The organism is Endozoicomonas sp. ALD040 (assembly GCF_049275945.1).
Lineage (GTDB): Bacteria > Pseudomonadota > Gammaproteobacteria > Pseudomonadales > Endozoicomonadaceae > Endozoicomonas_A.
Map to the genome: position 1 here is coordinate 2409684 of NZ_CP184829.1, position 25907 is coordinate 2435590.

General features: G+C 46.1%; 22 protein-coding genes. 14 read left to right on the top strand and 8 right to left on the bottom strand.

What is annotated here, in order from left to right:
• Positions 1–65: 65 nt before the first annotated feature.
• The 10 genes from ACOJUN_RS08285 to ACOJUN_RS08330 all read left to right on the top strand — a co-directional run bounded on the left by ACOJUN_RS08285 (position 66) and on the right by ACOJUN_RS08330 (position 15864).
• Positions 66–1916, top strand: coding sequence for a WD40 repeat domain-containing protein (locus ACOJUN_RS08285; protein ID WP_422136181.1), 1851 nt, complete (start codon positions 66–68; stop codon positions 1914–1916).
• Between the two features lie 215 nt (positions 1917–2131).
• The gene (locus tag ACOJUN_RS08290) at positions 2132–3052 is read left to right on the top strand and encodes an F-box/WD repeat-containing protein (protein WP_422136182.1); all 921 of its coding nucleotides are present in this window, start codon (positions 2132–2134) and stop codon (positions 3050–3052) included.
• Entirely contained in the window at positions 3004–3978 is a 975-nt protein-coding gene (locus ACOJUN_RS08295) for a WD40 repeat domain-containing protein (RefSeq protein ID WP_422136183.1), read from the top strand. The genes ACOJUN_RS08290 and ACOJUN_RS08295 overlap by 49 nt, the downstream gene beginning before the upstream one ends.
• Before the next feature lie 229 nt (positions 3979–4207).
• The gene (locus ACOJUN_RS08300) at positions 4208–6049 is read left to right on the top strand and encodes a hypothetical protein (RefSeq protein WP_422136184.1); all 1842 of its coding nucleotides are present in this window, start codon (positions 4208–4210) and stop codon (positions 6047–6049) included.
• A 237-nt stretch (positions 6050–6286) separates the two neighbouring features.
• Complete coding sequence (locus ACOJUN_RS08305) at positions 6287–8137, top strand: F-box/WD repeat-containing protein (protein ID WP_422136185.1); 1851 nt, start codon at positions 6287–6289, stop codon at positions 8135–8137.
• Positions 8138–8376: 239 nt separating this feature from the next.
• Positions 8377–9894, top strand: a complete 1518-nt coding sequence (locus tag ACOJUN_RS08310) for an IS1182 family transposase (protein ID WP_422132798.1) — start codon at positions 8377–8379, stop codon at positions 9892–9894.
• Positions 9895–10280: 386 nt separating this feature from the next.
• Positions 10281–12122, top strand: a complete 1842-nt coding sequence (locus ACOJUN_RS08315; protein ID WP_422136186.1) for an F-box/WD repeat-containing protein — start codon at positions 10281–10283, stop codon at positions 12120–12122.
• A gap of 237 nt (positions 12123–12359) precedes the next feature.
• Entirely contained in the window at positions 12360–14210 is a 1851-nt protein-coding gene (locus tag ACOJUN_RS08320) for an F-box/WD repeat-containing protein (RefSeq protein ID WP_422136187.1), read from the top strand.
• A gap of 505 nt (positions 14211–14715) precedes the next feature.
• Positions 14716–15384, top strand: a complete 669-nt coding sequence (locus ACOJUN_RS08325) for an epoxyqueuosine reductase QueH (protein ID WP_422136188.1) — start codon at positions 14716–14718, stop codon at positions 15382–15384.
• Between the two features lie 48 nt (positions 15385–15432).
• Positions 15433–15864, top strand: a complete 432-nt coding sequence (locus tag ACOJUN_RS08330) for a hypothetical protein (protein ID WP_422136189.1) — start codon at positions 15433–15435, stop codon at positions 15862–15864.
• 38 nt (positions 15865–15902) lie between these two features.
• Here the strand turns inward: ACOJUN_RS08330 and ACOJUN_RS08335 are convergent, their stop codons facing one another.
• The 8 genes from ACOJUN_RS08335 to ACOJUN_RS08370 all read right to left on the bottom strand — a co-directional run bounded on the left by ACOJUN_RS08335 (position 15903) and on the right by ACOJUN_RS08370 (position 22436).
• Positions 15903–16613: a DUF47 family protein gene (locus ACOJUN_RS08335; protein ID WP_422136190.1), complete on the bottom strand. Its 711-nt coding sequence runs from the start codon at positions 16611–16613 to the stop codon at positions 15903–15905.
• A 14-nt stretch (positions 16614–16627) separates the two neighbouring features.
• Positions 16628–17140: a hypothetical protein gene (locus ACOJUN_RS08340; protein WP_422136191.1), complete on the bottom strand. Its 513-nt coding sequence runs from the start codon at positions 17138–17140 to the stop codon at positions 16628–16630.
• On the bottom strand, positions 17140–18612 hold the full coding sequence (locus tag ACOJUN_RS08345) for an AAA family ATPase (RefSeq protein ID WP_422136192.1): 1473 nt from the start codon (positions 18610–18612) through the stop codon (positions 17140–17142). Before ACOJUN_RS08345 ends, ACOJUN_RS08340 begins: the two co-directional genes overlap by 1 nt.
• Positions 18613–18664: 52 nt before the next feature.
• The gene (gene rpmG / locus ACOJUN_RS08350; RefSeq protein ID WP_034834535.1) at positions 18665–18832 is read right to left on the bottom strand and encodes a 50S ribosomal protein L33; all 168 of its coding nucleotides are present in this window, start codon (positions 18830–18832) and stop codon (positions 18665–18667) included.
• Between the two features lie 20 nt (positions 18833–18852).
• Entirely contained in the window at positions 18853–19089 is a 237-nt protein-coding gene (rpmB, locus tag ACOJUN_RS08355; protein WP_422136193.1) for a 50S ribosomal protein L28, read from the bottom strand.
• Between the two features lie 404 nt (positions 19090–19493).
• Positions 19494–20189 (bottom strand): RadC family protein, encoded by a 696-nt coding sequence (gene radC, locus ACOJUN_RS08360; protein WP_422136194.1) that lies wholly within the window; start codon positions 20187–20189, stop codon positions 19494–19496.
• Between the two features lie 252 nt (positions 20190–20441).
• Positions 20442–21446: a hypothetical protein gene (locus ACOJUN_RS08365; RefSeq protein WP_422136195.1), complete on the bottom strand. Its 1005-nt coding sequence runs from the start codon at positions 21444–21446 to the stop codon at positions 20442–20444.
• 423 nt (positions 21447–21869) lie between these two features.
• Positions 21870–22436 (bottom strand): RING finger protein, encoded by a 567-nt coding sequence (locus tag ACOJUN_RS08370; RefSeq protein ID WP_422136196.1) that lies wholly within the window; start codon positions 22434–22436, stop codon positions 21870–21872.
• A 177-nt stretch (positions 22437–22613) separates the two neighbouring features.
• Here ACOJUN_RS08370 and ACOJUN_RS08375 point away from each other — a divergent pair, with 177 nt between their 5' ends.
• The 4 genes from ACOJUN_RS08375 to argB all read left to right on the top strand — a co-directional run bounded on the left by ACOJUN_RS08375 (position 22614) and on the right by argB (position 25833).
• Positions 22614–22844: a hypothetical protein gene (locus ACOJUN_RS08375; protein ID WP_422136197.1), complete on the top strand. Its 231-nt coding sequence runs from the start codon at positions 22614–22616 to the stop codon at positions 22842–22844.
• Between the two features lie 281 nt (positions 22845–23125).
• On the top strand, positions 23126–24370 hold the full coding sequence (gene coaBC / locus ACOJUN_RS08380) for a bifunctional phosphopantothenoylcysteine decarboxylase/phosphopantothenate--cysteine ligase CoaBC (protein WP_422136198.1): 1245 nt from the start codon (positions 23126–23128) through the stop codon (positions 24368–24370).
• Entirely contained in the window at positions 24367–24822 is a 456-nt protein-coding gene (gene dut, locus ACOJUN_RS08385) for a dUTP diphosphatase (protein WP_422136199.1), read from the top strand. Before coaBC ends, dut begins: the two co-directional genes overlap by 4 nt.
• A gap of 105 nt (positions 24823–24927) precedes the next feature.
• A complete protein-coding gene (gene argB, locus ACOJUN_RS08390; protein WP_422136200.1) occupies positions 24928–25833 on the top strand; it encodes an acetylglutamate kinase in 906 nt (301 codons plus the stop codon).
• Positions 25834–25907: the final 74 nt, after the last annotated feature.

Consider the following 25907-nt stretch of genomic DNA (forward strand, 5'->3'; position numbering starts at 1 on the left):
TTGCCTCATTAATTTTGAATTTTCTTTCTAATCGAGAACAAATACTCACTTTGAAGATTCCGAGCATGAATAGAGTAAATAATAACGGCACCCTTGGCAGTCCAGTTCCCCTGAGACCTCATGAATCTATATCGGCGCGAGCACCGAAGGGAGTCAGTAAGGGCAGAAACATCAATGTATCTGACGAGAGTAAACCCGCACTACTCAATTTGTCGGTCGACACGCATTTGAAAATTATTGGCTGTCTGAGGCTTAGAGATATTGCCCGTTTAAAACAGGTATCTACCTACTTTCGGGAAGTGATTCAAGAAGATAATGCGTTGGCAAAGGCGTGGTATCGCCGTTTTCCTTCATCACACCAGCTTCTATTTAACACAATCGTCACTTCAAAAGATGATAATCAGCTCCGTTGTTGGATGGAGCGGTTTATAAACGATAAAGATTTAATCGAATCACTCATACAACGCCGAAGCAGTCCTCATTTACCTGCTCTGCTTCATTTCACTAATGCCGAACGGAAGTCTCAATTTAGAACCTTTAAATTAGCGACAAAAACCACTATTTCAGATGATAGCCTTGTCAAATCGGCCAGTTTCAGCGCTGATGTTCGCCATATGGTGACTGCCAGTAGTAACGGCACGGCGAGAATCTTTGGCCTGGAGTCCGATGGATCATGGAAACCAAAAGTCCTCATTCTTAACTGCCATTCATCATGTTCAGCCAGCTTCAGCGCCCATGGCCGCCATGTAGTAGTCTCCAGTTACAACGGTACAGCGCTTATCTATAGTCAAGAGGTCGATGGTTCATGGGAACGAAAAGCCGTTATTGTCCATGACGACGCTGTCTTTTCAGCCACCTTCAGTTCCGATGGTCGCTATTTGGTAACCATCAGTGCAGATGGCGAGGCGAGAATCTATGGTCTGGAAGCCGATGGTGCATGGATAAAAAAAACCATCATTTTCCATCAGGATTGCTCTGTTTCAGCGACCTTTAGCGCCGACAGTCGTTATGTGGCGACGATCGGTAGAGATCAGACAGCGCGAATCTTCGGCCTGGAGGACGATGGATCATGGCAACCAAAAGCCATCATTTGCCACCATAGTTCAGTCAGGTCGGCCAGCTTCAGCGCCAATGGCCGCCTTGTTGTGACTCTCAGTCGCGATTGCAATGCGAAAGTCCATGGCCTGGAGATAGACGGATCATGGCAACCAAAAGCCATCATTCGCCACAATCGTTCAGTCAAGTTAGCCAGCTTCAGCCTCGATAGCCGCCACGTGGTGACTGCCGGTAAGGATAATTTTGCGAAAATCTATAGCCAGAAGGACGATGGGTCATGGCAAGAAAAAGGCATCATTTCCCATGATGATTCGATTCTATCAGTTAACTTCAGCCACGATGACTGCCATTTGGTGACTGCCAGTGCAGATCAAACGGCGAAAATCTATGGCCTGAAAGCCGATGGATCATGGGAAGAAAAAGAGATTATTTTCCATAAAGATTGGGTCAGATCAGCGACCTTCAGCCCCGATGGCTGTCATCTGGTGACTGCCAGTGACGATGGTATGGCGAAGATCTACGGACTGAAGGACGATGGATTATGGGAGGAGAAAGTGACCATTTATCATAGTGGATGGGTCTATTCAGCGGCCTTCACTACTGATGGCCGACATGTGTTGACTGCCAGTTATGACTACACAGCGAAAATCTGTGGTCAGATGCTTGATGGAACCTGGTTAGTAAAAGCGACCATTTCCCACGATGGTCGCGTCAGATCAGCCACCTTCAGCGCCGATGGCGTCTATGTAGTGACCGTCGCTGACAGTGATCGGAACAATTTCCTTAGTCATACCATGAAAATCACCGAACTTTGGGTGGAAGATGAACCCCTTTGTGAGGATATATGTCGCCTCTTTTGATTCATGACACTCCTCAATAGGCCCTGAGCAACATCCATCCGTTCTGTTTAACATTGGTTGCGGAGAAAAACACTGAAAATGCATGGCAGCATTTTTGTTAGTTTTTCTTACCAACATGTTATGAACTTTTATCCTTAGACCGACTCTACATTGCCTCATTAATTTTGAATTTTCTTTCTAATCGAGAACAAATACTCACTTCGAAGATTCCAAGCATGAATAGAGTAAATAATAACGGCACCCTTGGCAGTCCAGTTCCCCTGAGACCTCATGAATCTATATCGGCGCGAGCACCGAAGGGAGTCAGTAAGGGCAGAAACATCAATGTATCTGACGAGAGTAAACCCGCACTACTCAATTTGTCGGTCGACACGCATTTGAAAATTATTGGCTGTCTGAGGCTTAGAGATATTGCCCGTTTAAAACAGGTATCTACCTACTTTCGGGAAGTGATTCAAGAAGATAATGCGTTGGCAAAGGCGTGGTATCGCCGTTTTCCTTCATCACATCAGTTGCTACTCAGGACAATCGTCACTTCAAAAGATGATGAACAGCTCCGTTGTTGGATGGAGCGGTTTATAAATGATAAGGATTTAATCGATTCACTTATAGAACGCCGAGGCAGTCCTCATTTACCTGCTGTGCTTCATTTCACTAATACCGAACGAAAGTCTAAATTTTGGACATTTGAATTAGCTACAAAAGCCACTATTTCACATAATAGGCCTGTCAACTCAGCCAGTTTCAGTGCTGATGCCAGCCACGTGGTGACTGCCGGTCAAGGCGGCGTGGCGAGAGTCTTTGGCCTGGAGGCCGATGGATCGTGGATACCAAAAGTCCTCACTCATCAAAGCGATTTTGGCTGTTCAGCCAGTTTCAGTGCCAATGGCCGCCGTGTGGTAATCTTCGGCTACGACGTCACAGCGCGTATCTATGGTCAAGAGGCCGATGGCTCATGGGAACGAAAACTCATTATCGTTCATGGGAGCACTGTCTCTTCAGCCACCTTCAGTCCCGATGGTTGTTATTTGGTAACCAGCAGTTGGGATAGAAAGGCGATAATCTCCGGTCTGGAGAGTAATGGTTCATGGGTAAAAAACTCATTATTCTCGGTCACAATTCCAATGCTTTGGTGAATTTCAGTGCCGATGGTCGCTATTTGGTGATGATCGCTGAAGATCACACAGCCCACATCTTAGGTCTGGAGGACGATGGATTATGGCAATGGGTAGCCATTATTCGCCACAATAATACAGTCAGGTCAGCCTGCTTTAGCGCCGATTGCCGTCATGTCGTGACTGTCAGTAGAGAGCACAATGCGACAGTCCATGGCAAGGAGATAGGCGGGCTGTGGCAAGAAGAGGCTACTCTACCCCATGTTCCCCCGGTCAAATCAGCCCACTTCAGCCCCGATAGCCGCCACGTGGTGACTGTCGGTGACGATAATTTTGTGAAAATATTTAGTCTGAAGGAGGGCGGATTATGGGAAGAAAAAGGCATCATTTCCCACAATGGTTCGATTCGATCACTTAACTTCAGCGCTGATAGTTGCCATGTGGTGACTGCCAGTGCTGATAAAACGGCGAAAATCTGTGGCCTGAATGACGATGGGTCATGGGAGGAGGAAGTAACCATTTCTCATAGGAATTGGGTCATTTCAGCGATTTTCAGCCCCGATGGCTGCCATGTGGTGACTGCCAGTGTTGATGGTATGGCGAAGATCTATGGCCTGAATGCCGAAGGGGCATGGGAGGAGAAAGTGACCATTTCTCATAGGATGTGGCTCAGTTCAGCGACCTTCAGCACTGATGGCCGACATGTGGTGACTGCTAGTCGTGACGGTACGGCGAAAATTTGTGGTCAGGTGCTTGATGGAACCTGGTTAGTAAAAGCGATCATTTACCATGCTGGTTGCGTCAGATCAGCCACTTTCAGCGCCGATGGCGACTATGTGATGACCGTCGCTGACAATGATTGGGACGATACTCGTGGTCAAACCGTGAAAATCACCGAACTTTGGGTGGAAGATGATCCCTTTGAGGATATATGTCGCCTCTTATGATTCATGACACTCCTCAATAGACCCTGAGTAACATCCATTCGTTCTGTTTATCATTGGTTGCGGAGAAAAACACTGAAAATGCATGGCAGCATTTTTGTTAGTTGTTCTTACCAACATGTTATGAACTTTTATCCTTAGACCGACTCTATATTGCCTCATTAATTTTGCCTCATTAATTTTGAATTTTCTTTCTAATCGAGAACAAATACTCACTTTGAAGATTCCGAGCATGAATAGAGTAAATAATAACGGCACCCTTGGCAGTCCAGTTCCCCTGAGACCTCATGAATCTATATCGGCGCGAGCACCGAAGGGAGTCAGTAAGGGCAGAAACATCAATGTATCTGACGAGAGTAAACCTTCACTACTCAATTTGTCGGTCGACACGCATTTGAAAATTATTGGCTGTTTGAGGCTTAGAGATATTGCCCGTTTAAAACAGGTATCTAGCTACTTTCGGGAAGTGATTCAAGAAGATAATGCACTGGCAAAGGCGTGGTATCGCCGTTTTCCTGCATCACACCAGTTTCTGCTTAACACAATCGTCACTTCAAAAGATGATGATCAGCTCCGTTGTTGGATGGAGCGGTTTATAAACGATAAAGATTTAATCGAATCACTCATACAACGCCGAAGCAGTCCTCATTTACCTGCTCTGCTTCATTTCACTAACACTGAACGAAAGACAAAATTTAGAATATTTAACTTATCTACAAAAGCCACTATTTCACACGATAGGCCTGTCAACTCAGCAAGTTTCAGCGCGGATGCCAGCCACATGGTGACAGCCGGTCAAGACGGCGCGGCGAGAGTCTTTGGCCTGGAGGCCGATGGATCGTGGATAGCAAAGGTCTTAAATCATAGCGATGAAACATGTTCAGCCAGATTCAGCGCCAATGGCCGCCGTGTGGCAGTCTTCGGTGACGACCGCACAGCGCGTATCTATGATCAAGAGGCTGATGGTTCATGGGAACGAAAAGCCGTTATTGTTCATGAGGCCCCTGTCTATTCAGCTACCTTCAGTCTCGATGGTTGTTATTTGGTAACCAGCTCTTGGAGAAGGGCGGGAATCTATGGCCTGGAGGCCGATGGTAAATGGAAAATAAAAGCCAGCATTCCCGATCAGCAAGGCTTGCATTCACCGATCATTAGCTCCGACGGTCGCAATATGGCGATCATCGGCAACAATCAGACAGTGCGAATCTTCGGTCTGGAGGACGATGGATCGTGGGAACCAAAAGCCATCATTCGGCACAACAGTTTAGTCAGGTTTGCTAGCTTCAGCCCAGATGCCCGCCTTGTGGTGACTGTCAGTGGTGATCGCAATGTGAAAGTCCATGGCCAGGAGATAGATGGATCATGGCAACAACAAGCCACCTTACACCATTATCACTCGGCTGCATCAGCCTGCTTCAGCCCCGATAGTCGGTACGTGGTGACTCGTGACGATTGGGTTGCGAATATCTATTGTCAAAGGGACGATGGATTATGGGAGGAAAAAGGCATCATTTTCCATAATCGTTCGATTCGATCACTTACCTTCAGTTCTGATAGCCGTCATATGGTGACCACCTGTGCTGATAAAACGGCGGAAATCTATGGACTGAAAGCCGATGGATCATGGGAAAAAAAAGAGACCGTTTTCCATGGAGATGGGGTTAGATTGGCGACCTTTAGCTCTGATGGCTGCCATGTGCTGACCGCCAGTTGTGATGGTAAGGCGAAGATCTACGGCCTGAAGGACGATGGGTCATGGGAGAAGAAAGTGACCATTTCTCATAGTAGCTGGGTCAATTCAGCGACCTTCAGCACTGATGGGCGACATGTGGTGACTGCCAGTAAAGACGGCACGGCGAAAATCTGTGGTCAGATGCTCGACGGAACCTGGTTCGTAAAAGCGACCATTTCCCATGCTGGTCCCGTCAGATCAGCCATTTTCAGCGCCGATGGCGACTATGTGATGACCGTCGCTGACAATGATCATAGTAATAATTGTGGTCAAACCGTGAAAATCACCGAACTTTGGGTGGAAGATGAACCCCTGCGTGAGGACATATGTCGCCTCTTTTGATCTATGACACTCTGGCTTCCACGCTGTGCAAGGTGGTCCTTCGACCCTGAGCAACATTTATCCGTTCTGTTTATCACTTGTTGTGGAGAAAACACTGAAAATGCATGGCGGCATTTTTGTTAGTTATTCTTAACAACATGTTATGAACTTTCATCCTTAAACCGACTTCACATTACCGAATTAATTTTGAATTTTCTTTCTAATCGAGAACAAATAATCACTTCGAAGATTCCGAACATGAATAGAGTAAATAATAACGGCACCGTTGGCAGTCCAGCTCCCCTGAGACCTCATCAATCTATATCGGAGCGAGCACCAGAGGGGGTCAGTGAGGGCAGAAATATCACTGTATCTGACGAGAGTAAACCTTCACTACTCAATTTATCCGTTGACACACATTTGAAAATTATTGGCTGTTTGAGGCTTAGAGATATTGTCCGTTTAAAACAGGTATCTACCTACTTTCGAGAAGTGATTCAAGAAGATAATGCGCTGGCAAAAGCGTGGTACCGCCGTTTTCCTTCATCACACCAGTTTCTGCTTAACACAATCGTCACTTCAAAAAATGATGATCAGCTCCGTTGTTGGATGGAGCGGTTTATAAACGATAAAGATTTAATCGAATCACTCATACAACGCCGAAGCAGTCCTCATTTACCTGCTCTGCTTCATTTCACTAATACCGAACGAAAGTCAAAATTTTGGAGATTTAACTTAGCTACAAAAGCCACTATTTCACACGATAGGCCTGTCAACTCAGCCAGTTTCAGTGCTGATGCCAGCCACATGGTGACTGCCGGTCAAGACGGCGTGGCGAGAGTCTTTGGCCTGGAGGCCGATGGATCGTGGATACCAAAAGTCCTCAGTCATCAAAGCCATCTAAGATGTTCAGCCAGATTCAGCGCCAATGGCCGCCGTGTGGCAGTCTCCGGTTACGACCGCACAGTGCGTATCTATGGTCAAGAGGCCGATGGTTCATGGGAACGAAAAGCCGTTCTTGTTCATGAGGACGCTGTCTATTCAGCTACCTTCAGTCCCGATGGTTGTTATTTGGTAACCAGCTCTAGGAGTGGGGCAAGAATCTATGGCCTGGAGACCGATGGTAAATGGAAAATAAAAGCCAGCATTCCCGATCAGCAAGGCTTGTATTCAACGATCATTAGCTCCGACGGTCGCAATGTGGCGATCATCAGTAACGATCAGACAGCGCGAATCTACGGTCTGGAGGACGATGGATCGTGGGAACCAAAAGCCATCATTCGGCACAATAGTTTAGTCGTGTCAACTAGCTTTAGCCCCAATGGCCGCCTTGTGTTGACTGTCAGTGGCGATCGCAATGCGAAAGTCCATGGCCAGGATATAGACGGATCATGGCAAGAACAAGCCACCCTGTACCATGATCTTTCGTATTCATCAATCCACTTCAGCCCCTTTGGTCGCTTCAGCCCCGATAGCCGCCACCTGGTCACTGCCAGACATAATTTTGCAAAAATCTATAGTCTGAAGGACGATGGATGGGAAGAAAAAGCCACCATTCCTCGTAAAAGTTTTCTATCAGTTATCTTCAGCGCTGATAGCCGCCATGTGCTGACTGCCAGTGCTTATAAAACGGCGAAAATCTATGGCCTGAAGGCCGATGGGTCATGGGAGAAAAAGGATACTATTTTCCATGATGATACGATAATATCGGCGACTTTCAGTTCTGATAGCCGCTATTTGGTGACTTTCGGTGGCGATAAGGCGAAGATCTATGGCCTGAAGGGCGATGGATCGTGGCAGGAGAAAGTGACCATTTCTCATAAGGGGAGGGTCAATTCAGCGTCCATCAGCACTGATGGCCGACATGTGGTGACTGCCAGTAAAGACGGCACGGCAAAAATCTGTGGTCAGATGCTCGATGGATCCTGGTTCGTAAAAGCGACCATTTCACATGCTGGTCGCGTCAGATCAGCCACCTTCAGCGCCGATGGCGAGTATGTGATGACCGTCGCTGACAATGATTGGGACAATCGTGCTAGTCAAACCGTGAAAATCACCAAGCTTTCTATGGAAGATGACATTCTTGAGGATATATGTCGCCTCCTTTGATCTATGACTCTAGCAGCCTGTCGGACTTAAGACTGTCCTACTGCGGTTGCAATAAATTGGTCTAAAAATCCCTGTTTCTTCGTCAAATAGCTCGCTATTCTCCTCGGAAACAGAGATTTTTATCCTCAATTTCTTGCAATCCTCGCTACGGACGCTTAAGTCCGACAGGCTGCTAGGAGCCTGACCGAGAATAGGCTTATCTGTTATGATAAGCCTTAAACCAACTCTGATTATGCCAAATGTCACCACCACCAAAGTTTAAGGACAGTCCTGTTGAGTTTGATCAGCATCTGCTGTTCCCAACCAACGTTTTCGATTTGCTTCCCAAAGATCATGATTGTTTTATTTATGAAAGCATTTTTCAGAACATTAATACGTCTGAAGTCGAAAAAAAATATCACCACCTTGGTCAGCACGCATACCCTCCAAAGCTCATTGTCGCTATTCTGATCTACGCGTACAGCCATGGTGTTTTCAGTTCCCGTGAGATTGAGCGACGGTGTCGACAAGACTTGGCGTTCATGTATATCTCACAAATGAACTGCCCGAATTTCAGGGTTCTTGGTGACTTTCGTAAGGATAATCTGTCGTTTTTCCATGACTGCTTCAAACAGTCAGTCAAACTGGCCATTGAACTCAAAATGGCATCACTGGGTCATATCAGCCTGGACGGCTCCAAGTTCAAAGCCAACAGCTCAAAACACAAGGCCATGAGCTACGGGAGGCTCAAAGCGAAAGAGGCAGAACTCAGTGCCGAAGTGGATGAGCTGATCAAAAAAGCCAGTCAGTGTGATCAGGAAGAAGATGACGCCTACAAAGCAACCAATGGTTACAGCATTCCTGAAGACCTCCAGTTTAAAGAAGAGCGCCTGAAAAAAATCAAAGAGGCCAAGAAAGCACTTGAAGAACGTGAAAAAGCTTTAAATCCAGACAAACCAATAGACGACAAAAAGCAGATCAGTTTTGCAGATCACGATGCCCGCGTGATGAGCAAGAAGGGGTATTGTGAGTACAGCTACAATGCTCAAATTACAGTTGATTCCGATAACCAGATCATTGTTGGCCAGCATGTCAGCCAACACGCCAACGATGTACAGGAAGTGGAGCCGGCGCTGAGGGCATTATCAGGAGCCACTGATGGCGCGGCTGTAGATAAGTGGAGTATGGATAATGGTTACTTTTCAGGGTCAAACTTACATACAGTCGAGCGACATGAGATTGATGCCTATATCGCAACCGACAAGGCGGAGAAGCCTGCCGCTGACGACCTTGAAAGCTCTGACAGGAAGTTTGTCAAAGCGGATTTTGCGTATGATTCCGAAGCTGATGTATTTATCTGTCCGGCAGGGGAAAAGCTGGTAACGAACCCGGCCAGCAAAAGCAAAAGAAAAAGCTACCGGGCAAACAAGACGGTATGCAGGGAATGCCCTTATCGTCGGAATTGCAGTGATTCAAAGAAAGAGGCTGGCAGGGTTATCCGTACCGATAAGTTTGAAAAAGCACGTCAGGCTATGAATAAGAAAATGGAGACAGCCGGTGCGAAAGCCATATATGAGCGTCGTAAAGTTATTGCGGAGCCACCATTTGGACAGATAAAAGAATCTGGTTTCCGAGGGTTCAGTCTCCGCGGCAAAGAAAAAGTTTCAGCGGAATTTTCACTGGTATGCACTGCGCATAATATCAAAAAATTTGTAAAAGCGGCTTCCACGAGGTCAATCCGTCTCGAAGATTTGAAAGAGGCTAAAAAGGCAGCATAGAGGCTGTGAGAAGGCATAAATATGCAAAAATGAGCAAAATCCCACTAATAATTGGATATTTTTTGCTCATTTTAAGATTTGGGAAAACTTCTGTTGGTCTGGTTGCGCTATTCTCGGTCAGGCTCCTAGGTTTCCCGCGCTGTGCACGGTTATCCATACCTCTGTTCAGGGTAATTGAACAAAAAATGTCTTCAGTATGTGTCATCCAGTCTGTTAATCATTTGTTGTGGAGAAAGACAAGGAAAATCCATGGGCTGGTAGCATTTTTGTTAGTTGTTCTTAACAACATGTTATGAACTTTTATCCTTAAAACGACTCTACATTATCGCATTAATTTTGAATTTTCTTTCTAATCGAGAACAAATACTCACTTCGAAGATCCGAGCATGAATAGACTGGAAAATAACGGCACAGTCGGCGGTTCACCTCCACCAGAACCCTATCACTCTATATCGGCGCAAGCTCCAACGGGAGTCAGTGAGGGCAGAATTATCACTGTATCTGACGAGAGTAAACCTTCACTACTCAATTTGTCCGTCGACACTCATTTGAAAATTATTGGCTGTTTGGGGCTTAGAGATATTGTCCGTTTAAAACAGGTATCTACCTACTTTCGAGAAGTGATTCAAGAAGATAATGCGCTGGCAAAGGCCTGGTATCGCCGTTTTCCTTCACCACACCAGTTTCTGCTTAACACAACCATCACTTCAAAAGATGACGATCAGCTCCGTTGTTGGATGGAGCGGTTTATAAACGATAAAGATTTAATCGAATCACTCATACAACACCGAAGCAGTCCTCATTTACCTGCTCTGCTTCATTTCACTAAAACCGAACGAAAGTCTCAATCTAGAACCTTCAAATTAGCTACAAAAGCCACTATTTCACATGATAGCCGCGTCAACTCGGCCAGTTTCACCGCTGATGCCAGCCACGCGGTGACTGCCAGTCAGGATGGCACGGCGAGAATCTTTGGCCTGGAGGCCGATGGATCATGGAAACCAAAAGTCGTCATTAATCAGGAGGATACATCATATGATGCCAGCTTGAGCGCCGATGGCCGCCGTGTGGTTATTTTCGATTACGACGGCACAGCACAAATCTATGGTCAAATGGCCGATGGTTCATGGGAACGAGAAGTCATTACTGTTCATGAGGACGCTGTCCATTCAGCCGCCTTCAGTCCTGATGGTTGCTATTTGGTAACCAACAGTCAAGATGGCATGGCGATAGTCAGCGGTCTGGAAGATGATGGTAAATGGGTAAAAAAAACCATGATTCCCAATCAGAAATGCTTTCATTCAGCGACCTTTAGTGCCCAGGGTCGCTATATGGTGACCATCGGTCGCGATCGTACAGCGCAAATCTCCGGCCTGGAGGACGATGGCTCATGGCAACCAAAAGCCATCATTCGGCACAATTATTCAATCAGTTCGGCCAGCTTCAGCGCCGATAGCCGCCTTCTGGTGACTGTCAGTAACGATAGCAATGCCAAAGTCCATGGCCTGGAGATTGACGGATCATGGCAACTAAAAACCAGCATCCGCCACAGGAGGTCAGTCAAGTTAGCCAGCTTCAGCCCCGATGGCCGCCACCTGGTCACTGCTGACGATTTATTTGCGAAAATCTCTAGTCAGAATGACGATGGATTATGGGAAGAAAAAGGCATCATTTCCTATCATGGGATTCTATCACTCATCATCAGCACTGATAGCCGTCATGTGTTGACTGCCAGTGATGATGGTATGGCGAAGATCTATGGCCTGAAGGACGATGGAGCATGGCAGGAGAAAATGACCATTTCTCATAAGAGCATGGTCTATTCAGCGACCTTCAGCGCTGATGGTCGGCATGTGGCGACTGCCAGTGGTGACGGCACGGCGAAAATCTATGGCTTGAAGGACGACGGAACATGGCAGGAGAAAATGACCGTTTCTCATAAGAGCAGGGTCTATTCAGCGACCTTCAGCACTGATGGTCGACATGTGGTGACTGCCAGTGATGACGGCACGGCGAAAATCTGTGGTCAGATGCCCGATGGATCCTGGTTAGTAAAAGCGATCATTTCCCATCACGGTCAAGTCTTGTCAGCCAGCTTCAGCGCTGATGGCGACTATGTGATGACCGTCTCTGATAATGATCAGGATGTTGGTGGTCAAACTGTGAAAATCACCGAACTTAGGGTGGAAGATGAACCCCTGCGTGAGGGTATATGCCGCCTCTTTTGATCTATGACACTCTGGCTTCCACGCTGTGCACGGTGGTCCCTCGACCCTGAGCAACATCCATCCGTTCTGTTTATCATTTGTTGCGGAGAAAACACTGAAAATGCATGGCGGCATTTTTGTTAGTTGTTCTTAACAACATGTTATGAACTTTCATCCTTAACCCAACTCTACATTACCGCATTAATTTTGAATTTTCTTTCTAATCAAGAACAAATACTGACTTTGAGGATTCCGAACATGAATGGACTAGAAAATAACGGCACCACCGGTGGTTTACCTCCACCAGAACGCTATCAGTCTATATTGGCGCAAGCTCCGACGGGTGTCAGTGAGGGCAGAAATATCAGTGTATCTGACGAGAGTAAACCTTCACTACTCGATTTGTCCGTCGACAAGCATTTGAAAATTATTGGCTGTTTGAGGCTTAGAGATATTGCCCGTTTAAAACAGGTATCTACCCACTTTCGAGAAGTGATTCAAGAAGATAATGCGCTGGCAAAGGGGTGGTATCGCCGTTTTCCTTCATCACACCAGCTTCAGCTTAAGACAATCATCACTTCAAAAGATGACGATCAGCTCCGTTGTTGGATGGAGCGGTTTATAAACGATAAAGATTTAATCGAATCACTGATACAACACCGAAGCGATCCTCATTTTCCTGCTCTGCTTCATTTCACTAATACCGAACGAAAGTCTCAATCCAGAACCTTCAAATTAGCTACAAAAGCCACTATTTCACATGATAGCCGCGTCAACTCGGCCAGTTTCACCGCTGATGCCAGCCACGCGGTGACTGCCAGTCAGGATGGCACGGCGAGAATCTTTGGCTTGGAGGCCGATGGATCATGGAAACCAAAAGTCGTCATTAATCAGGAGGATACATCATATGATGCCAGCCTCAGCGCCGATGGCCGCCGTGTGGTTATTTTCGATTACGACGGCAGAGCGCAAATCTATGGTCAAAAGGCCGATGGTTCATGGGAGCGAGAAGCCATTATTGTTCATGAGGACGCTATTCATTCAGCCGCCTTCAGTCCTGATGGTTGCTATTTGGTAACCAACAGTCAAGATGACATGGCGATAGTCAGCGGTCTGGAAGCCGATGGTACATGGGTAAAAAAAACCATGATTCCCAATCAGAATTTCTTTCATCCAGCGACCTTTAGCGCCCAGGGTCGCCATATGGTGACCATCGGTGGCGATCGTAATCAGACAGCGCAAATCTCCGGCCTGGAGGACGATGGCTCATGGCAACCAAAAGCCATCATTCGGCACAATTATTCAATCAGGTCGGCCAGCTTCAGCGCCGATAGCCGCCTTGTGGTGACTGCCAGTAAAGATCAAAATGTGAAAGTCCATGGCCTGGAGATTGACGGATCATGGCAACCAAAAGCCAGCATCCGCCACAGGAGGTCAGACAAGTTAGCCAGCTTTAGCCCCGATAGCCGCCACCTGGTCACTGCTGTCGATAATTTTGCGAAAATCTCTAGTCAGAATGACGATGGGTTATGGGAAGAAAAAGGCACCATTTCCCATGTTCACTCGATTCTATCACTTATCATCAGCACTGATAGCGGCCATGTGTTGACTGCCGGTTATGATGGTATGGCGAAGATCTATGGCCTGAAGGACGATGGAACATGGCAGGAGAAAGTGACCATTTCTCATAAGAGCAGGGTCTATTCAGCGATCTTCAGCATTGATGGTCGGCATGTGGCGACTGCCAGTGATGACGGCACGGCGAAAATCTATGGCCTGAAGGACGATGGAACATGGCAGGAGAAAATGACCATTTCTCATAAGAGCAGGGTCTATTCAGCGACCTTCAGCACTGATGGTCGACATGTGGTGACTGCCAGTGATGACGGCACGGCGAAAATCTGTGGTCAGATGCCCGATGGATCCTGGTTAGTAAAAGCGATCATTTCCCATCACGGTCAAGTCTTGTCAGCCAGCTTCAGCGCTGATGGCGACTATGTGATGACCGTCTCTGATAATGATCAGGATGTTGGTGGTCAAACTGTGAAAATCACCGAACTTAGGGTGGAAGATGAACCCCTGCGTGAGGGTATATGCCGCCTCTTTTGATCCGTGGTTCTGGCGTCCAGGCTGTGCATGGGTATCCACTCTCCTGTTCAGGCCATCTGAATAAAGATGTTTTTTATTGGACTCCTCAACAAGGCCAGGTACAGGTCTTCGATTGATGATTGGCCTTGAATCAATAAATGACAAACCTGTTGGTAATGCCTGAACTCCCGAAAGGCACCCTGATGGAAATAGAATATGATGGTCATTATTTCACTGAGCGACAGTTTTGATATATCACTTTTGCGCTATTGGCATCGCAGACGAGTTGCTTATGCTGCCCGGTTGCAAAACTCAGGCAGAAATCATCGACATCACGGAATACACTGGTCATAGACACGAAGCCTTTGGTAGTTGTCTATGGTTTGGTATCTTGACGTTAGCCAAGATGTCTGGAGGTTTTCTGCGTTGAACTCACCTTAACTCATGGATATAAGAAAAAAGCATTTCTCAATTGACGCGTTTGCTATTTAACTGATGATTACGACTGGATTCAGGTATCCATATTATGAATTCACCCTACTCTGCAGATAACTATCAAAGGCCTGTCCTGAAGTCTCCCAACGGCTCAAGGAGAATTTTATTGCATTCTTGTTGTGCACCTTGCGCCTGCGAAATCATTAGTGCCATTAAAGCCTCTGGTTTTGAGCAGACGGTATATTTTTATAATCCTAACATTCATCCTCTGGAAGAATATGAGTTAAGGAAAAAAGAGAACAAGCGTTACTGTGAAAAAAATGACATCAACTTTATTGATGCCGACTATGATACTGAAAACTGGTTTGATCGTGTTAAGGGTTACGAGGACGAGCCGGAGCGTGGAGAAAGATGTTCAATATGCTTTTCGATGCGTTTTGAGAGAACAGCGTTGTATGCTTTTGAACATGGGTTTAATCTCATCTCCAGTACATTGGGTATTTCTCGCTGGAAGAACCTTGAGCAAATCAATCGCTGCGGCGTTGAAGCTGCCGGACGGTATCCGGACCTGACGTACTGGACTGTTAATTGGCGCAAACAGGGTGGCGCCTCAAGAATGATTGAAATTTCCAAAGATGAGCATTTCTATCAACAGGAGTATTGTGGCTGTGTCTATAGCCTGAGAGATACTAATCGATGGCGAATGAGTCGGGGTCGCCCTAGAATTAAACGACTTATCAAGTTTTATGGTGAACGCTGAATGGTGCCTTCACAAGCTGACGGCATTTGTTTGATACACTGAGGTCTGATGATGAATATATTTGATGAACTTCTGCATCGTCTGGGTAGTAAAACCAGAATCCGTTCTCTCTTCAAGGATATGGGTATGGATGAGATGGAGCGCATCATTAACCGGTTGAATGAGGTGCTGGAAGAAAAAAATCAGGAAAAAGAAGCCGCTGATATAAAAAGAAAACAAAAGCTTCAGAGCGTAGAAGAGATCAAGAAAGTTATGGAGGCCAAAGGCCTCTCGATGTCTGACCTGAATCTTTTGCAAGAGGTAGGCAAGGAAGGCAAGCGTAAGAGAAACGTCTCCAAACATAACTTTGAGTTTCAGACAAACTCCGGAGACACGGTGCGCTGGTTCGGTTCAACAACAGGGCGCCTGCCCAAAGATTTTCAGGACTATCTGGATCGTACCGGTAAAAAGCGGATTGAATGTGTTGTTGAAAGTGAGTAGTTGTTGATGATGGTAATAGTGTCTGCCAGCGGGTTTTATCAGGCTTGCAGATGAGTTATCAGAGAACGCATCCATAAAGACAGATCACTGATGTCGTCCAGAATCAGAAACAGCAGGGCGACATCCACAGGGTCTATTTCGCTTTCCGTCAGGCAGGTTTGTTCACGAATCTCGTGACAGACCTTACTGAGCTCATCGACATCACAGGCCAGACTTTTCCTGTAGCAACCTTGAGATTTGTTGTGCTGCTTTCTGAATCCGCCCTTGCTGAGTTCATCTAATTCGATGGCGGCCTGCTTTAATTGATACGCCGTCTTGCCAAAGTGCCCGGTCAGGTTATTCAGCGGAACAATCATTTCGGCTGGCAATCGAAGGGGGCGGTAGCTCAGTCGTTCTGAAAGTCGAAAGATCTGATGGGCGAGCTGGCTCTGTGCCTGCAGTGTATCTGCGATTACTTCCCTGGGTTGAGCTGTCAGCGATGGTTTTTGCAGCCGGGACAGCACTTCTTGCTCCATGGCTTCAAGCTGATGTGGGAGTTCTTTGATCCAGGGCTTGCTGGAAGGGGTCGGCGTGTTTTCATACACAAAACCTTGAAGTTGTCGGTTGAGGTGCAAAAGTGCATTCAACACGGCATTACGATGTCGTAACAAGGGTTTGAACGGTGAGCCTGAGAAGAGGCTGGCAAAGGTTTCAAGATCCATAAGGCCGTTTATCGGCCAGGAGTCTGACGAACTTAACTGTCCCTTCATCGGCCTCACTTTCATCAGCGTCTTCTTCTAGGTGTGATAGCCGGGCTATGAGGTTGTTGGCTTTTTAGGCCTTTGTCTCCAGTTAAGATTTCCACTGCTATGGCGTTGGTCCTGGCATAATAATCGGCGACATCTCTTATCGTTGTATCGCCAATACCTAACCCTTGAATAGCGAGATCTGGCCAAGTTTCGGCCAGTTGTATCAGCTTGTCTGCTCCCCATAGCTCCGTTTGATGGCCAAATGCTGCCCACGGGTCTGTATCGGTAGCCGCTTTGCGAATATATTTTGAAAGGCTTTTTGCTAATGAATATCTGTCACCTGATGCAAAAGCAATGTGATTTCCAGTTTCTATAATAGTGGCCAAAGGTAATACAAACGTACTGCCTGCTTGTAACTCTTCTGACACTTTTTGTTCTATGCGTTCAAAGTACCAACGATCACCTTCCGGGCCACAAGTATCTTTTCCTGGCACCTGCAACCAGCAACATAGTACAGATTTATCAAAGATAATGACTTTACTGCTCATTACTGACCTATACCTCCGGACAATTGCTCCTGACGAAGCGCCTGTTCAAGCTTTCCCTGGCTTGAAAGAGTGCCAACAGGACCTATAGCAAGCAGTTTGGGGAGTTTCGATAAATCTTCCAGAAGAGTCAGACGACTGTGCCCTGTCTCACTATCACGATGACTTATCGTGATAAAAGGCGTCATTTCCTGTCCCAGGCTATCCAATAGTGCTGGATTGTGTGTGGTCACCAGGATATCGATATGACGTTGTTCTCCAATAGACCTCAAAACGCTCAAAAGGACATTGGATCTTGAAGGATGAAGACCATTATCAATTTCTTCTACTACCAGAAGGCTGTGCTCGGGGCGGGTGAGTAAGGCAACCAGTATGGCCAAAAACCTCAATGTACCATCTGACATACCTCTGGCATCAACGGAAATCTTCTTGTCGCCCCACAACTCATCACAATATAACATGGCATCGGATTTGAAACGGCCAACAGTTTCAGAGTATATCCGACCAATATTCTTTTCTGGCAATAAACTGACATGCTTTGTCAATGTCTCTTCAATGTGCTGTTTTTGTTGTACATCAAGAGCCGCAATGATTCCGGCCATGTTGGCTGCATCGCTATCGAGATCTTTTGACAAGGGGGCATAATTCCTCATGTGAGATGGGATAGGGTCAAGAATAAAAATACTTGTTAGTGCCCCGATAACGGCTTCAACCCCCTCGGTAATATCTTTACTCAGATTTTGAGAGAATGCTTCCGGGTGTAGCTGACTCAAAATAGTGGATTGTCGTGCCGAGGGTCTGGGTTTACCTTGTTTTCTGTTGTAGAGACGGGCTGTAATAGCAGGTGCATCCAGTCCGCAATCATCAGTTTTGAATAAAAATATATCTGAGGAGATGGCTTGGGCTCCTGGTCTGTACTTCACTCGTCTCAAGCTTTCTGAGGCAATTTGTGGTAAGCCCTCAATATTGACTTCAAGCCTGTAAATATAATCAATGAGTTCATTGCTTCCAGAGGCTTTTACTTCCAAGGCAAACTGTTTTGTACCCGAACGACATACCCAGTCTATGCTGCCACGCAATCCCGGGAAATTACTGTCTCCCTGAAGAATAACATTCAAAGGCACGCTTGATGCACTGAGGTTCAGAAATAGTAAGGCGTCCATTACATTGGACTTACCACTGGCATTGGTGCCGATGAGAACTGTGAGAGGGTCTATGTAAAGGGTCGAGCTTTCGAAGCTTTTCCAGTCTTCTACTCGGATTTCTTTTATCATAAAGCTACCGTTTGCTTGATCTGCCGGGAGAAAGGCTTTCTTGTCTTTTTCTTTTGACACTACTCCAGATAGTAAGTGTTGGAACGTTTGGAATGAATGGTGGATTGAGGGTTGACCAAACTGGTCCAAAATAGACAACTCAGTTACAGAGCAGTTGCAGGTTATATTAAATCGTAATGTATTTGAACGTAAGAAGAACATGAGGAGGAAAAGTGGGCCCGACAGAGCATCGGGCCGGAAAGAACTCAGGATCTTACTTGATCTTGTATTCTTTATATTCAACGTGCTTGCGTACAACCGGGTCGTACTTTTTGAACACCAGCTTGTCTGGAGTGTTACGCTTGTTTTTGGTCGTGGTGTAGTAGTGACCTGTGCCAGCCGATGAAACCAGCTTGATTTTTTCACGAATACCTTTAGCCATGACTTATTGCTCCCGCTATCTTAAACTTTTTGACCGTTAGCACGCATTTCGGACAGAACGGTGTCGATACCTTTCTTGTCGATGATGCGCATGCCTTTAGCAGATATACGCAGGCGAACGAAACGCTTCTCGCTCTCTACCCAGAAACGCTTGTGGTGCAGGTTTGGCACGAAACGACGCTTGGTCTTGTTGTGCGCATGGGAAACGTTGTTTCCGGTAACCGGGCGCTTGCCGGTAACCTGACAAACTTTGGACATAGTAGTGGCCTCTCAAACCAAAAAAACCCAGCCATGAGGCCGGAGGATTCCGTTATTCTTTTTCGGGCAGGTCTGCCCAATGTTAAGAGTCAGAACTCTCAGCAGCTACCCATATACAAAGACCGCGCTTTATACCAAAGTCAAGGCTTTGGTGCAAGTTGGGCGCTGTAAGCGTTTCCGCCTGTTGGCTCGAAAGCCTTCTCCTTACTGGCTCCTGAAAAACTGAAAGAGTCAGTTCTTCAAGGGTCGCGGTCTGAATTATCCACGGATTTGAACAGAATCTGTAGTGGTAAAAATCGATATTTGTGGTGTCAGGGTATCTGATTATCACGTATTTGTGTTGCAGGAAGTCTATTGGATCTCTTCAGCATTATACCCATCGTTATACCCATCGCTTGCCAGATTCACATAAGGCCTTGCTCGGCCAGAGAAGCCGATACGCCTTTGCCAATAATAATGTGGTCCAGTAGCCTGATATCCACCAGGGCCAGTGCTTTCTTAAGGGCTTCGGTAATTCTTATATCAGCCTGGCTGGGCTGCGGATCACCTGATGGGTGATTGTGGCTGGCTATAACCGCCGCCGCGTTGAGTTCAAGGGCTCTTTTTACCACCTCTCTGGGGTAGACAGGCGCTGCATCGAGTGTGCCCTGAAAGAGGGTTTCCAAAGCCAGAACCCGGTGACGGGTGTCCAGAAACAGGCAGGCAAACTCTTCTCTCTGACAGCCCCTGAAATGGAGCTGAAGGTATTGACGGGTGGCATCCGGGCAGTTGATCGTGCTCTGCTCAGACATTTTTTCTGAGAGTACTCTCTGGCAGATTTCGAGAATGGCACTGAGTTCAGTCGCCTTCGCTTTCCCAAGTCCTTTTAAAGCTTGTAATTGCGCAGGTGTTGCACAAAGCAAACCATCTAACGACTGAAAGCGCTGAATCAGCTGGTTAGCAAGAGTCAGCACATGAGTGCCTTTGTAGCCAGTACGCAGCAGAATGGCCAGTAGCTCGGCATCACTCAATACGGCAGGCCCCCGGGAGATCAACTTTTCCCTGGGGCGCTCCTCTACCGGAAGTGCTTTAATGGCTGTGTCCTGAGGTTGATGAGTCATAAGGTCTGAAGTATCGACTGTTAAGTTGGTGTTATTTCAGACACAAGAAAACCCGAAAAATTCCCTGATTTATCTCGTTCCCACACTTGGACCCACAGGGCCTAAAAGTATGGGAACGAGCCATTTCCGTTACCGTATCTCTGAAACCAGAGGGCTTTGTGGTCATTGGCTCACTCGCCCGCAAGATCCCACTTGACGGGGACAGCCGCTGCCGGTCAGTTCTGCGGTTATGCATTCAGCGCCATAAAATAATTATTTTTTCAACTTTAAAGTTCCGTCACCTAATAAAATTCTACCGTTGTAGTACGGAAGAGCATGGTTTGCCCAAGAATAATTTTTTATGAAACTTTCACCTATGACCACATTCATTGAGTTCACATAATGTGCATGTACTTGGCTATTTATGCTTGCAAGATCAGATCTTGCTGAAACAGCTAACACTCTACTAAATGGGGAAAAAAGGAATGCAGAGGCAATATTGTTCTTATCTGGAAATCCGCCGTAACAAGAATAAAGATCAATAAATCTGCTTTTAGAATGGGAGTTGTAAAGGATTTCTTCAGCTTTAATAATCTGATTATTTACAGAAATTAAATCCCTATTACCATGAACGTTAATTTCAGTTATGGTTGCGTTAGATTCATTCACAGCTTTCCAAAAATCATCCGTACTATAAACAACATTGGGTAAATAACTTCCCAAAGAATATAAAGCATGTATATAGTAATTAATTGTATCATGGTAAGACTCAATTGATGATATTGCATTGATATGGTTATTCCAATAATAGTTGCTTTTTCGATATTCATGGTTCCGCTTAAAGTAATTCTTAAGCAGCGCTACGTTATCTAGATTTGTTACCAGGCTAGGATCGATACGGCTCACCCAAAAATCTGGTTTTATCGAGAAAAAAAATGAATTAGCAAAAGTGCACTCACTACAACTAATTAAATGATCATCTTCATATGGGAAATTGCCAATTAAGACTACACCTTTCATTTTTTGTATTGAATGTTGTAAGACTAATTCTTTATGGAATTCACTATATGAATAATATTTTTTATCTTTAAAAAGAAAATTAACATTCCAACCTTCTGATTCAAGGTCATTTTTGTAAACCTCTAGTTCTTTTTCAAGTAAAGATGCATAACTAGTATCAGAAATAACTAAAACCATATCATTTTGGGCTAATGCAGAGTTCATCGTAATAAAAGTGATGAACAAAAAAAACAAACTTTTCATAATCAAACTATCCATAGTAATTTCCATATAAATACTTAGAGCTTCTTATGTGGAATAAGTTTCTATGATTTGTTAGTCAAGAAAACAGTATTGAAAGAATGCATAACAAAAAATTCCAGCAGATATCTTCGGTGCCGCTGAATCGAGTCTGGTCAGTCTTCCGTGCAAGTGAGCAGGGTTATTAAATTTCTGTCCCCAAAAAGATCTGGGCTCATCCTTCATCCAGCCCAATTTCATGTAAAAAAACGGGTTCCCATTTACATGTTTATCTAAGAATTCCAGTAACACTCTGCCAGTGTACGTCTCTAAGCACATCGCTTTTAACTCAGTGCGAATGCAACATAATAACAGCATTGTCTCGGACTCGCTGACGCTCACCCGACACCACCTTTGGCGGCTCGACTTAATCAGGCAGCATACTCTCAATAAAACCAGCTGTTATTGTGTTTCCGTCTTTGGCTCAATCTGAGTCTCTGTTGGCTCATTTAGAAAATCCGTGAGCTCTTCAAGACCTTTTTCAAATTTCGAATGATCGTCTTCGCTTAACTCTGATAAACGCTGAAAAAACAAAGTAGATAATTTTTGGTATAATTCTCTGCTGATATCGTCTCTTGCTGGGTAATGTTCTTGTGATTTTACGAATGGAGCTGCAAAAACTAAAAATTTCGGACTTGCCGGACCCCTTTGTAGTGCAACAATCATTGATGCCTGAGACTCTGGTCTGGTAAGTGCCTGTGACAGAGGTTCTTGCTCAATACAAGTTTTATGATCTGCTGAACTTGCACCATGATGTACTCGTGCTCGCCGCCTACAAACCGGGCATAATAGATCCTGATGAGTTGATCGTAATGTATCTATACAATCCTTATGAAAATCATGTCCGCAGCAAAGGCTGGTACTTTGCTGACTACTGTTAATTTCATGCAGACAAATTGGACATACGTCAGCGTATCCTGTACTGATTGTTAAACTAAAGTTGAAAACTAAAAAAATAAACCAGCGCATAAACAGCTACACCATTTTGATTTGAATCAAGAGAACAAGCATTAAAAAATTTCTTAAGGAATGCATCTACTTCACAGTCTCTGAATTTATTATTAAGTGCTACTTTCAGATTTGTGCACTACTTATAGTGGCCAGTGTCATGTTCGTCCAGATCAAATTTCATAAATGCAGAATCTTATGCTACTTCGGATAGGGCATACCTTTAATGTTCTGGAATTGATTCTGTTGTCGCCCAAGGCTTCAGCTCCCAAACGTTTTTTTCCACTGGCAGCAAAGCATAAGCGGGTCATGGTTCTCATGGTTCTCATGGTTCTCATGGGTCCACTTGAGAAACTGACTGGTGCTGTCTACCTGGTCGTCGTTAGGCGACAGAGGGAAGATGGTCAGCTTGATCGCATAGTTCGATAACCAGGGAGTCACTTCCGGTAAAAAACATGTCTGCTTCAAACAGGCTTGAAAGTTACCGCTGGCGACTCAGCTTGGCCACAAGAACACAAAAATGATCAATGAAGTTTACGCAAAATGGATGCCTTCAAAGTCTAAAGATGAGTCCAGAAGAATCTGGCAGACAATGACTGATCAAGGTCATCTATCTAATGCCTGCCTTATAAATTAAAATAGCCCGAAAATAGACCCAAAGGTTTAAAGGAATTGAGAAATCCCCTTTATTTATCGAACATAGGCCTACTATGCAACGTTTAAGAAATAAACGGATCTTGCTCGGTGTAACAGGTGGCATTGCTGCCTATAAGAGTGCTGAGCTGATTCGCATGCTTCGCAAATGGGATGCGGATGTCCGGGTGGTCATGACCAAAGCTGCCTGTGAATTCATCACGCCTCTGACGCTTCAGGCCCTTTCCCTCAATCCGGTCCACCTGGATCTGCTGGATGCCAGGGCTGAAGCCGGAATGGGTCATATTGAACTGGCCCGCTGGGCTGACGTAGTGCTGGTGGCTCCGGCCACAGCCGACTTCATTGCCCGACTCACAAGCGGTCAGGCCGATGACCTGCTGACTACACTGTGTCTGGCAACCAGTGCGCCTATCTGTCTGGCACCTGCCATGAATCAGGGCATGTGGCGTGACCAGAGCACACAGCAGAATATAGAACTGTTAAAAGAGCGCAGCGTTAGCATCTTCGGGCCTGACGATGGCAGTCAGGCCTGTGGTGATATTGGTCCGGGCCGAATGCTGGACCCCGAACTGATTGCCCGGCATACCGCTGAAATGTTTGAACATGATGTATTGAGTGGCCTGAATGTTCTGATTACCGCCGGACCTACCCGGGAAGCTCTGGACCCGGTGCGGTTTATTTCCAACTACAGCTCTGGAAAAATGGCATACTCTCTGGCGGCCGCAGCCGTGGAAGCCGGTGCATCGGTCAAACTGGTCAGTGGCCCGGTTGCCCTGGAAACACCCGACCGGGTTGAGCGCATTGATGTCATCAGTGCCAGAGATATGCAACAGGTTGTTCTGGATAACATCGAAGGGGTTGATATCTTTATTGGCTGTGCAGCGGTCTGTGATTATCGTCCTGTTGAAATCGAGAAAGACAAGATCAAGAAGAACCCTGACGATCCTTCTGAAACGCTGGAGATCAGGTTGGTCAAGAATCCGGATATCGTTGCATCGGTGGCCGATCTGGAAGAACCTCCTTTTGTTATCGGGTTTGCGGCAGAAACCCGAAATGTTCTGGGTTATGCAATAGATAAACTGCGTCGCAAGAAACTGAACCTGATTGTTGCCAACGACGTGTCAGATGATGAAATAGGTTTCAGTAGTGACAATAATGAAGTGACCATTCTGGGTGAAGATTTTGAAGAGCCCATACCAAGAGCTTCCAAGACCGTTCTGTCCAGAAAGATTCTGAAAATTGTCGCGCGTCGTTTTGGTAAATGGGAAAGAGAATACAAAAACACGTCAGGTGACCAATGAAAGCACTGAAAACCCGAATTCTTGATACACGACTGGGTTCTGAATTCCCTTTGCCAGCCTATGCAACGGATGGCTCTGCAGGGATTGATCTCAGAGCTATGCTGGAAAAGCCGTTAACACTGGAGCCGGGGCAGACCGAGCTGCTGCCTACCGGTATGGCCATTCATATTGAAGACGCTGCTCTGGCTGCCATGATCCTGCCTCGTTCCGGGCTGGGACATAAGCACGGTATTGTTCTGGGTAATCTGGTGGGCTTGATTGACTCTGATTATCAGGGGCAGCTGATGGTTTCCTGTTGGAACCGGAGTCGTTCGACTTTCACCATCGAGCCCGGTGAGCGCATTGCTCAGCTGGTGCTAGTGCCGGTGGTTCAGGCCAAACTGGATATTGTTAACAGCTTTGATGAAACTGATCGCGGTGTCGGTGGCTTTGGTCATTCTGGAACTCGATAAATCAGTGTCGGCAATGCGAGCCAGTGCCTGAGCCGGAAGTGTCATAAAGAGTCGAACTTTTGCTCTGGTATTTTTTCGGCTGATTGTGTTTTGTGAGGAGTATTGATGGATAAAGCAACCCAACTGCCATTGCATGATCGGGCCCGGGTGCTCACAGAGGCTCTGCCTTATTTACAGCGTTTTGCAGGTAAAACCATAGTCATCAAGTACGGTGGCAACGCTATGGAGAGTGAAGAGCTTAAAAATGCCTTCGCCCAGGGTGTCGTCATGCTGAAAGCTGTGGGCATCAATCCTGTTGTTGTTCATGGGGGCGGCCCTCAAATTGGGTCCATGCTGAAACGCCTGAATCTGGAAACCCGCTTCGTGCAGGGAATGAGAGTGACAGACTCCAGTACCATGGATGTTGTCCAGATGGTGCTCGGTGGTTTGGTCAACAAGGAAATAGTCACGCTGATAAATAACAACGGTGGTCGTGCAGTGGGTGTCACAGGTAAGGATGGTCGCTTCATCCGGGCACGTCGTCTGCAAGTGACTCATAAGACACCGGAAATGTCTGCACCGGAAATCATAGATATTGGCCATGTGGGTGAAGTGGAGTCCATCGATACCGGTATTGTTGAGATGCTACAGAACTCGGACTTCATTCCTGTAGTTGCACCTATCGGTGGTGATGATTCGGGTCTGTCTTATAATATCAATGCCGATCTGGTAGCGGGTCATCTTGCAGAAGCTCTGAATGCGGAAAAGTTGTTATTGCTGACCAATACTCCGGGGCTACTCAGTAAAGAAGGTGAATTGTTGACCGGACTGGATTCCGTGCAAGTTGAGAAGCTGATTGCTGATGGCACGATTTATGGCGGTATGCTGCCAAAAATCCAGTGTGCCCTGAGTGCAGTCAGTAATGGGGTAAACCGGGCTCATATCATTGATGGAAGAGTTCCCCATGCCCTGCTACTGGAACTTCTGACCGATCAGGGTGTGGGTACCCTGATTACTGGCGGTCATGCGTGAACAGCCTCTGAGAAAAGAGACAGTGATATTTACAGTCAGAGGTCAGCGGCATTTTCGGCTCAAGGCTGTTTGGA